The sequence below is a fragment of the Enterococcus sp. C50 genome (genome assembly GCF_040887505.1).
GTDB classification, from domain to species: domain Bacteria; phylum Bacillota; class Bacilli; order Lactobacillales; family Enterococcaceae; genus Enterococcus_B; species Enterococcus_B thailandicus.
In genome coordinates this window covers 443,727-452,460 of record NZ_JBFOFW010000002.1, presented here as the reverse complement: position 1 = coordinate 452,460, position 8,734 = coordinate 443,727, and the positions used below count along the sequence as shown (strand labels likewise).

Genomic DNA, 8,734 nt, shown 5'->3' with positions numbered 1-8,734 from the left:
AATTCAATTTAATTAGTAATTAAAAAAGGTCTGGAAGAATTCTTCCAGACCTTTTTTCAATTCACTTTAGATAAGCTATTTTAACCAAACTTAATCCATTTTACGGACAAAGAATGAAACGATTAGCACTAAGATCACTGCACCAACAATTGACGGAATGATTGCCATTCCTGCCAAACTTGGTCCCCAGCTTCCTAGTAGCCATTGCCCTAATGCAGAACCAACTAAACCTGCAGCAATATTTGCAATAATTCCCATTGAAGAACCTTTCTTCGTAATTGCACCTGCCACAGCTCCGATGATACCACCAACAATTAATGACCAAATAAAGCCCATGTCACTCACTCCTTTTCAAATTTTACAAGTTTAAATTATTTTATTATTCCACACGAGGTTCAGTGTTTTCTTTCACACGTTGCGTTCCTTTGTCGACAGCTTTTTTCGCTTTAGAGGTTTGTTTTGAAGCAAACTCACCAGTTGATTTTGCTGCGTCCGTTACTTTATCTTGAACTGTTTCACTTTCTTTTGCGTATTCTTCGCGTGTTTTGATGTCAACGACGTTCACATTAACTTCAATCACATCTAAGTGAGTCATATTTTTCACTTCACGACCAATTAACTCTTTCATTTGTTCGTAGATACCTTCAATGTCCTTGCCGTATTCAACAACAACATCCATATCAACAGCTACTTGTTTTTTACCAACTTCTGTGTCGATTCCTGCTGTTACATTATCTGTATTCACTAATTTTTCAGCAATATTGGAGAAAAATCCGCCATCCACAGTTAGCAAGCCATCCACATCTTCTAAAGCAATTCCAATAATTTTTTGAATCACTTTGTCTTCAAAAGTTAGTTCTCCATTCATTTGATCAATCCCCTTTGTATTTTTTTGTTCTGTTGCAGGTTTGAATTCGTTGTGTGCCATTATCCATTCCTCCTAAAATTTAAAATAATCATCTAAAAGATGTGTTTCTTTAAGATAAAAACCAATTGCGATACCGATTGCGGTTAAAACCAAAATGAGCAAGGTTTTAAAAAATCCTACGGTTAACCACAAAATCGCTAAAATGAGCCCAAGACCCCCAAAGATAATAGGGAGCTTGTATGTTGAAAAGAATTGATTCATTTTTTGCCCTCCTACTCTACTCGAGAGTTCTTGTTTTCTTTTGCTGCTTTTTGAAATTGCTGATAAGTGACTATCACTTGAACAGGTTCATTTACCCCTAACAATCGTTTGACTTCTGCTTCGATCTCCTTCATCAACTGGTCTGTTTGCCCAATTAGCGAAGAAGTTCGCTTCAATTCACCCTTCACTTTGATTTTGATTCGATTTTTTGTTGCACGAACCACAATTCTAGGGGAATGAATAAATTCTTCTGCCTGTAATTTCGTTCGAACTAATCCTTCAATCGCTTTTTTATCGACAGCTAAAGTTCCATGTTCTCGCTTCAAGACAAAGGTTGTCTTGGTTTTTGGATAAAAAAGGATGAATAGAATAAATATGGCAACAAGAATACTAAATACAATGGCAACCCAAAAGATATATTGTTGAAAGTAAAAACTAGTAACAATAAAGTATCGAACATTCTCTAAGAAAGTTGGCAACTGATACAGTGAATAAATCAATGCAACCGTCAACGAGATTGAAAGGATAACCAAACTTCCGATGATTCCAATCACTTTAACCCCTTTATTCATTTTCCACCTCCTAAAATTTTTTAAACAATGGCAATTTGCCAATTATTTACTAAATAAAATCTAGCCATTCAGCGAATATAACAACATTTTTATGGCAATTCACTCACAATCAAAGCGTTCTCTTTTTATGTTTTTCTAATTTATCTTAATTCCAGACTATTACTTTCAATTTTTTTTTGCAAAAGTTATGCTTACTTATTAAAAAACAAATAGACAAACTAAAAAAACCGTTCATTTCTAAAATGAACGGTTAGTTGAATCGTTTTTCAATTGTTTTTCTTAGTGACCTTTATAACTTAAATAATAAAATCCTGAAACAAAAACGCCACCACCAAGAATGTTTCCTACGTACACTAACAAGAAATTTCTAAAGAATTCTCCCCAACTTAATGAGCCTTCAAAAATGGCCGCAGGAATAACAAATGCATTTGCCACACTATGCTGAAAACCAATCGCAACGAAGATCATCACGGGAAACCAAATACCTAAAATTTTTCCAGCAGCATCTTTCGCACCATAGCATAACCATAAAGCAAGTCCAACAAACCAGTTACAACCAATACCAGAAATGACTGCTTGTTCCCACGAAACATTGACCTTATGTTCTGCTAATGACAGCACTTGGTCTAAATACACGCCACTATGCGTTAAACCCAACACATGTCCGAAAGCATAAGCAACAAAAAAAGCACCCAATAAGTTTGCTAATGTAATCGTTAACCAGTTTAGTAAAAGTTCTTTAAAAGAAACTTTCTTTGCCATCCATGCTGTGCTCACAGCCATCATGTTCCCAGTAATCAATTCTCCCCCGGCCAACAAGATCACAATTAATCCAATTGGGAAAACAGATGCGCCAACTAACGCCTGAACACTGGCTAAATCTGCTGGAATCGAAGCCGATACTCGAATATATGCTAGATAACCTAAAGAAATCATCGCGCCTCCAATGAAGCCTAAAATCCATTTGGCTATCCATGTTTTTTCAATTTTTTTCTGACCATTCTCAATGCTGATTGCTAAAATTTCACTTGGTGAATACACAAAAATCGCTCCTTTAAACTTTTCTTCTCCTTTTTACTACTTTACAGTTAAATCAACCGTTTTCAATAGTTTTGTACATTTTTTCACTAATTCCTCATTTCTATAACTCTTCCATCATTTTTCAAAAAAAAAACTGGGACTAAAAGCTGTCCCAGTTACCTAATTATCCATTTTAACAAGTAATTTGATTCTCCAAAATCTTTTCATTAGGATTTATTTAATTGATTTAAATCTTAACCGCATGTTAGACGATGATTTCGATACATCTGTTTGTTTATTAACAGAACCTTCAAATGAAACTTGTTTGATTTCTTGAGCATCTAAAGTTAGCAATAGATGTGCTCGGTTGATTTCTTGATTATTTTCGTAAAGAGTCACAGGTTGTCCATCAGCAACAATTTTCAGTAATAAATTCTTGTCTTTTAGTTCTGTATCTGGTGTAAATTGCTCAACAGATACTTCGACAGGTACAGTTGAATTGTTTTCCATTTTGTAAACAGGTGAAATGATTTTTTCTTCGTCTGAACCAAAATTCATTTTTGTTGGTATTGTTAGGTTGATTTCCGAAGTATCAATTTCGTTAACAATTCCCCCAGGAACATCAGCTGCTACTTCTGGAATATCTTGCTCGACTGAACTTTCATTTGTTGCTTTTCCTGTTACTTTAACTACTGGATTTTGATTCAACGCAGCATCTGTCACTTTTACTTTTACTTGATAAGTAAAAGTTTTACCAGGTGCTAGCTCATCAATACTCACATTTTGTTCACTTCGTGTCACGACTTCCAATCCCTCTGGTAACTCAATTGAAAGATTTCCCGACTTAAGTGACGCAACGGAGCTATTATTCGTTAGCGTGTAAACATAAAGTAATTCATCACCAACATTGGTTTCTTCCTCACTTCTTGACAGGTTTTCAACAGTTAGATCTGCAGCCAGCGTTAACTTCGGTGCTTTGACGATAAATGGTACCGTGTGGCTATATGCAAATGTTTTCCCGCTCTTCAACGTTTCGACAACGCTGATTACAGCCATACTTCCACCAAGTTTAGATGTATCTGGATACATTTCGAATTCTTTCACTGACAGTTCATTATAGTTTTCTGTCGAAAGAAATTCATTGATTCGTTGATCCAGTTCTGCTTCTGTCGTCCCTTGTTCAATTTCTTGCACTTGTGGTTTCAACCAATTAACGTGTAATAAAGAATAACCATTTGGTGTCAATTCATAGAAAGCTTCCGTCTGTCCTTCAGCTTCTTTCACTAACACTTCATTTCGACTCGTATATGTTTCTGAACCACTTAATTGCCAAGTTGGACTATCTTTCTTAGTACCCGATGCGGTTATCACATCCCCATACTCGATTGTTGCTGATTTAATCAAACCATTCCAAGTGGTTGCTAACTGATCCGGCGTTTGATAAACCGTACTTGTTTGTAGTGAAACGAGCACATTCGTCATTGAGTCACGATAAACATTCAATAGCGGACGCAATGTCAATTCATTTTTTGCCGTTCCTGGTGTTGCAACTAGCTTGGGCACTCCTCCATCGTCCAACAAGCTAAGTGCTACTAACGGATCAGTCCCCATTACGATACTATTGCTATACAATACTTTGTAATTAATCACGACATCAACTGATTGATTGAAGTTTTGGCTGGTTACGCGAACCGTTGCTTGATGCTGGCCAACAGTTGCCCCGCTAATTGGTTCACCAACCCATTCAAATGTTAATTGATCTGCTGATTCAGGACTGGCAGTCACATCAACATAATCTTTAGCTGCGACAGATAAGGTCGTTCCTAACGGAATATCAGCGATTTGTTTGGCAGAAACATTTAAGTCGCTTAGTACGTTAAAGGTCACTTCATATTCATAAGTATGAGTGATGCCTTCGATTGTTTCTTCTACCAACACTTTTCCTACTGCCTTCCCCGCTTTTGAACGATCTGGATACTGAGTCATTTTAGTTACTTTTAGTCCATTTCCAGTCATTCCAAGAAAATCAATCAGTTCATCCTTCTTCTGATCCAGCTCTTCATTCGTTGTGCTCATTAAAATTGTTGACTCTTTGGCTTCTAATTGATTTAAGCGATAAGGAACAAAGCCATTGGCGGTAACCAAGAAATAAACAATATCTTCATTTTTACCTGAATACTGAATCTCTTTTTCATCTTTCGTATAGAAGTTACGCCATTGTTCTTTATGCCAAATTTTGACGACATCACCTAGTTGAACAGATTGTTGCCCATTTGTTCCAAAATCGTTAACGATTTTATCTGTAGTTAAATTCCCAGTGTTTTCTTTATAGTAAGTCCCTGTCAAATCAGTAAGTTTACCATCCCCTCGTAGGAGCGTCATGGAGTAATAACTAGGGAATATACTGTGAATGCCGTCGACTCGATATTCTTTATCCATCCCAAAGCTCGATTGAATAGAGTAAGAGTTTCCTTTTTTGCGTAGTGTATAAGCTCCCGCCGTTTGGTCAGTCCGTCCGCGAATTTGAATCGTATTTCCCCAAATTACTTTGATTGGAACATAAACAGTTGTTTCTGCATTGTTACTTTTTCGTGTTACTTTAACTTCGATTTTTCCGGTTACTTTCATATTGTCAACATCTGGTACACTTATCACTTGCGTGGTGTAATCTGATGCAGCTAAAACTGTTCCATCACTTAAACGAACATTAGTAACCATTTTTGAAGCGTCAGTTAGTTCATCTGCTTGTGTTCCTAATTCGACAGTTTGTTCAACCACATCTGCCCAGATTTGTCGATCATCTGTTACATTAAAGGTCACTTCATATTCGTAGTTTAGCTTGACTCCGCCAATGATTTCCTCGACTAAAACTTTACCTGTCGATTTTCCTGGCTTCGATCTGTCTGGGTATTGCGTAATCTTAGAAACTTTCAATCCATTTCCAGTCATTCCGAGAAAATCAATCAGTTCATCCTTCTTCTGATCCAGCTCTTCATTCGTTGTGCTCATTAAAATCGTTGACTCTTTGACTTCTAATTGATTTAAGCGATAAGGAACAAAACCATCAGCAGTGATTGCGAAATACGTGCTGTCCTCATCTTTATTTGAATACTTTATTTCCGTTTCATCTTTCGTATAGAAGTTACGCCATTGTTCTTTATGCCAAATCTGTACGATATCACCTAATTGAACAAATTGTTTACCATTCGTACCGAAAGTGTCGACCATCGTTTTCGCAGTAACATTTCCATTTGTCCCTTTGTAGTAGGTATTTGTCAATTGATCAATTCTTCCTGATCCTCTTAACAAATTAATCGAGTGATAAGGTGTGCCAATATAGTTACTATGCACACCGTTCCCACTGTAAGAATCACTTTGACCATAATTAGAGCGGATGTAGTAAGAACTACCTATTTGGTGTAAGGTATACGCTCCTGCAGTTTGGTCATTTTTCCCACGTAACTGAATCGTACTTCCCCAAGCTACTTTGATTGGAACATAAACGGTTGTTTCTGCCTTGTTACTTTTTCGTGTTACTTTAACTTCGATTTTTTCGGCTACTTTCATATTGTCAACATCTGGTGCACTCATCACTTGCGTCGTATAATCAGATGAATTTAAAACAGTCCCGTCATCCAAACGAACATTGGTAACCATTTTTGAAGCGTCAGCTAGTTCATCTGCTTGTGTTCCCAAAGTAACGGTTTGTTCAACCACATCTGCCCGGATTTGTCGGTCATCCGTAACTTTGAAAGGCACCTCGTATTCATAAGTATATGTGTGCCCGTCAATCGTTTCTTCTACCAATACTTTTCCTTTTGCCGTTCCCGCTTTGGACCGGTCAGGATACTCAGTGATCTTAGAAACTTTCAAGCCATTCCCATTCATTCCAAGAAAGTCAATCAAATCACCTGCTTGTTTATCTAACTCAGCATCGGTGGTCTCCATTGTGATTGTGGTTTCTTTTGGTTTCAACTGATTCAAACGATACGGGATAAAACCATCCGCAGTTACTGCAAAATAGACGCTTCCTTCATCCATATCAGAATACTTCACATTACTTCCATTTCTAGTATAGGAGTTTCGCCACTGTTCTTTATGCCATATTTGGACGACATCTCCCAGTTGAATATACTGCTGTGCGTTCGTTCCAAAGCTACTGACTACTTCATTCGTTGTGATTTCACCATTGAATCCTTTATAGTATGTGCTACTTAATTGATCGATTCTTCCGGTTCCTCTTAGTAACGTGATTGACTGATAGGTCATTCCTTTACGATACTCATGGATACCGTTACTTCTATAATTTTTGTTTTCTCCATAGCTGGAACGAATACGATACGTATTTCCTATTTTATGAAGGGTATATGCACCACTTGTCCCATTATCATACCCTCGAAGTTGAATGGTATTTCCCCAAGTCATTTTAACAGGTACCTGTACATAAGTAGTGACGCCACTTGATTTACGTGTAATTTTCACACCAATTTTGTCCGTGACCGTCATATTATCGAAGCTAGGAACTGAGTTGACTTCCGCTGTGTAGTCGGAAGCATTGATTGCTGTTCCATCTTCTAAACGTACGTTAGTAATCATTTTTGAAACAGCGGGGATTTCACCTGACCATGTTCCAAGTTCGATCGTTTGTTCCACCACATCTGCCCAGATTTGTCGGTCATCATTTATGCTGAAACTTGCTGAAGCCGAATCTAATGGAATATTATCCATCGGGAGTGCCCAATAAAACAGACTTCCATCATAAATCGATATTGTACGCCCTTCAGCATCATGACGTGTATTGATTGTTACAGAACAGTCACCTGAAAAATTACCTGCTTTGACTCGCTTCATTCGATAATTTATCTTTGTGCCAGTTGAACCCGTCTTTTCAAGTTGAACATAGTTAGAAAAGTTACTGGATAAATTAACTTTAAATTGAGATAGGTCAGAGAAATAGTCTCCTATAAAATTGATCTGCCCTGTATATTGTTCACTCGCTTTACTTTCAACTGTAAAATTTACAGTATCATTCACGTTTTTTCCCAGCTTACTGTAATTGGATTTCAATGCGTCAGACAGGTTACTTGCTATTTTCCGGACAGATACTTTTCTCCACTCATCATAGAGCCAAGAATATTTACTAGGCATATCTACACTCTCAAGGTTACAAACCAATCCTGAAATACCTCGACTAACGGTACCTTTCTCAAAATAATCAACTCTGCTCCAACCACCAAACTTATATTCATCCGCTCTTAGCTCTCCATGATATTTCAAGCTTATAGAAGGAACAGTAATATTTGAACCAGGTTTCGTTCGCTTTATCACAAGATAAAAATGATTGAAAGTTTGACCATTCGTTGTTGATGTGGCGGCTGATCCAGTGAAGGTAATACCGTCACCTCCGACAAATGACACACCGTCAAAATATATACTTGTCGCATAGTCCCATTTATATATACCACTAGTTGCAGATGTTACAGGTGCATTCTCAACTGGAAGATTAAATTCAATGGTTGATGTAGCTCCGACATAATTTCCAAGTTTGGGTGCTGTTTTCACTCTGGCGCTTATTTCTCCAATCCAATATGTAGCTGCTTTATCATAAGCTACCTTAGCACCAGGGTTATCATCAACATTTCCCGCCTGTGGTTGGATACTCGTTTTCGATGTCTGTGACGCAACTTCCTCTTTTGTTGAACTTTCAGCCACCGTTTGCTCAGTGGATGTTTGTGTTTTTGATGAAACTTCATTTTCTTCTTGTTGGGAACTATTTTGTGTTTGAGTTTGACTTGTTTCGGTTGTTTTTCCAGATTGTATTTGATTCACACTAGTTTCAGTTGATGTCGTCTTTTCTTGCTTTTCAGTTGATTGAAGCGTTTCACTTTCTTCTTGTGCCCATACAACCTGATTACTAATACTCACTAAATGAGTAATTTCTGAAAGTAGCAGTGCTACTAACATCAGCCAAATGATCATCTTTTGTCTATTTTTCATTTTTGTTTCATCCTTT

Annotated in this window: 6 protein-coding genes; all 6 read right to left on the bottom strand. The window is 37.3% G+C overall.

Features of this window, described 5'->3' with window-relative positions:
* Nucleotides 1-90: 90 nt before the first annotated feature.
* The 6 genes from AB3I20_RS04805 to AB3I20_RS04780 all read right to left on the bottom strand — a co-directional run bounded on the left by AB3I20_RS04805 (nt 91) and on the right by AB3I20_RS04780 (nt 8,718).
* Nucleotides 91-336, bottom strand: a complete 246-nt coding sequence (locus AB3I20_RS04805) for a GlsB/YeaQ/YmgE family stress response membrane protein (RefSeq protein ID WP_067481318.1) — start codon at nt 334-336, stop codon at nt 91-93.
* Nucleotides 337-379: 43 nt separating this feature from the next.
* A complete protein-coding gene (locus tag AB3I20_RS04800) occupies nt 380-868 on the bottom strand; it encodes an Asp23/Gls24 family envelope stress response protein (protein WP_231885368.1) in 489 nt (162 codons plus the stop codon).
* Nucleotides 869-940: 72 nt separating this feature from the next.
* The gene (locus tag AB3I20_RS04795) at nt 941-1,129 is read right to left on the bottom strand and encodes a DUF2273 domain-containing protein (protein WP_067481316.1); all 189 of its coding nucleotides are present in this window, start codon (nt 1,127-1,129) and stop codon (nt 941-943) included.
* Between the two features lie 11 nt (nt 1,130-1,140).
* Nucleotides 1,141-1,701: an alkaline shock response membrane anchor protein AmaP gene (gene amaP, locus AB3I20_RS04790; protein ID WP_368027030.1), complete on the bottom strand. Its 561-nt coding sequence runs from the start codon at nt 1,699-1,701 to the stop codon at nt 1,141-1,143.
* Nucleotides 1,702-1,980: 279 nt separating this feature from the next.
* Entirely contained in the window at nt 1,981-2,742 is a 762-nt protein-coding gene (locus AB3I20_RS04785; RefSeq protein ID WP_067481312.1) for a formate/nitrite transporter family protein, read from the bottom strand.
* 213 nt (nt 2,743-2,955) lie between these two features.
* Nucleotides 2,956-8,718: a hypothetical protein gene (locus tag AB3I20_RS04780; protein ID WP_368027029.1), complete on the bottom strand. Its 5,763-nt coding sequence runs from the start codon at nt 8,716-8,718 to the stop codon at nt 2,956-2,958.
* Nucleotides 8,719-8,734: the final 16 nt, after the last annotated feature.

What these genes read in the sequence shown, in the direction of transcription:
- AB3I20_RS04805 (WP_067481318.1), bottom strand. Translation starts at nt 336, where the DNA reads ATGGGCTTTATTTGGTCATTAATTGTTGGTGGTATCATCGGAGCTGTG.
- AB3I20_RS04800 (WP_231885368.1), bottom strand. Translation starts at nt 868, where the DNA reads ATGAATGGAGAACTAACTTTTGAAGACAAAGTGATTCAAAAAATTATT.
- AB3I20_RS04795 (WP_067481316.1), bottom strand. Translation starts at nt 1,129, where the DNA reads ATGAATCAATTCTTTTCAACATACAAGCTCCCTATTATCTTTGGGGGT.
- amaP (WP_368027030.1), bottom strand. Translation starts at nt 1,701, where the DNA reads ATGAATAAAGGGGTTAAAGTGATTGGAATCATCGGAAGTTTGGTTATC.
- AB3I20_RS04780 (WP_368027029.1), bottom strand. Translation starts at nt 8,718, where the DNA reads ATGAAAAATAGACAAAAGATGATCATTTGGCTGATGTTAGTAGCACTG.